The 1,394-nt window shown below is 73.0% G+C and carries 1 protein-coding gene; it reads right to left on the bottom strand.

Features of this window, described 5'->3' with window-relative positions; genetic code table 11:
• Window positions 1-146: 146 nt before the first annotated feature.
• Window positions 147-1,334: a CoA transferase gene (locus tag E1284_RS40710; RefSeq protein WP_131945435.1), complete on the bottom strand. Its 1,188-nt coding sequence runs from the start codon at window positions 1,332-1,334 to the stop codon at window positions 147-149.
• Between the last annotated feature and the right edge of the window lie 60 nt (window positions 1,335-1,394).

The raw sequence follows: 1,394 nt of genomic DNA, 5'->3' as shown, positions 1-1,394 counted from the left end.
CCCGTACTTCGCCCTCCTAACAATCTCATATCAAGACAGACCCCCCACGCTCACCGCCCCGCCGTCACGTTGACCTGCGGCGTGTTGTTGTTATGCGGGGCCGCATAACAACAACACGCCGCAGGTCAACGAGTGGGCGGGCCCGGTTAGGGGGTGGTGATGGCGCCGGTGTGGCGTAGGGCCTGGATGCTCTCGTGGGGCAGGTTGAGGACGTCCCGCAGGACCTCGTGCGTGTGTTCGCCAAGGGTGGGGGCCGGCGCGGGAGGCAGGGAGGTGTCGCCCAGGCGCAGCGGGGAGCCGGGGGCGAGATGCGGGCCTATGCCCGGCTGGTCGAGTTCGTCCATGAGGGGTTCGTCGTGCAGGGCGGCGGCCACTTCGGCGAAGCCGCGGTAGCGGGACCACAGGACGGACGTGCCCTTCAAGCCGTCCCCGACCTGCTCGCACGTGCGGGACGCGAACCAGGGGGCGAGGACGCCGCCGAGCGCCTCGCGGTAGGTGTAGCGGTCGCCGGCGCGGCGGAAGTCGGCGCCGAGGGCGCGTTCCAGGGCGGCGCCCACCTCGCCGAGCCCGGTGGCCTCCACGAGGTCGCGCCAGTGGCGCGCGGTGAGCACCGCCACCATGACGCGGCCGTCGGCGGTGGCGAAGTCGCGTCCGAAGTCGCCGAACAGGTGGTTGCCCAGGCGCGGCCTGGACCCGCCCAGTTGCGCCTCCGCGAGATACCCCAGGTTTCCCGCGGTGGCCAGGGCGACGTCTTGCAGGGCGATCCGGAGGCTCTGGCCCTCACCGGTGCGCAGGCGGTGCCGTTCGGCCGCCAGGAGCCCGATCGCCATGTAGAGCCCGCACGCCACGTCCCAGGCGGGCAGTGCGTGGTTGACCGGCTCGTCGCGGCCGGAGGGGCCGGTGATCGCCGGAAAGCCCGTGGCGGCGTTCACCGTGTAGTCGACGGCGTTGCCCCCGTCGCGGGTGCCCTGGAGCTGGACATGGATCAGGTCGGGCCGCGCCGCCTTCAGCTCCTCGTAGGTGAGGCCCCGGCGCGGCGGCGCGTTGGTCAGGACGATGCCGATCTCCGCGGCGAGTGCGGCGACCACCTCGCGGCCCTCCGGCGAGCGCAGGTCGGCGGTCACCGACCGCTTGCCCTTGTTCAGCCCCGCCCAGTACAGGCTCCGGCCGGACGCGGCGAGCGGCCACCGGTCGATGTCGGGGCCGCCGCCCACCTGGTCGACGCGGATGACGTCCGCGCCGAGTTGCGCGAGGGTCATCCCTCCCAGCGGCGTCGCGACGAAGCTGGACAGCTCCAGCACGCGCATCCCGTCCAGCGGCAGCGTTCCCGTCATGCAGCGATGTCTATCAGGCCCTCCGCTGCGCGCCTCCGGACGGGGGCCGGGGGACGGGGC

Origin of the sequence: Actinomadura bangladeshensis (assembly GCF_004348335.1) — a bacterium.
Classification (GTDB): Bacteria; Actinomycetota; Actinomycetes; order Streptosporangiales; family Streptosporangiaceae; genus Spirillospora; species Spirillospora bangladeshensis.
Note: the sequence above shows the minus strand (reverse complement) of the source record. Positions and strands in the feature narration are given on the sequence as shown.

Bases quoted from the DNA above. Each gene is read 5' to 3' on its own strand.
- E1284_RS40710 (WP_131945435.1), bottom strand. From the start codon at position 1,334: ATGACGGGAACGCTGCCGCTGGACGGGATGCGCGTGCTGGAGCTGTCC.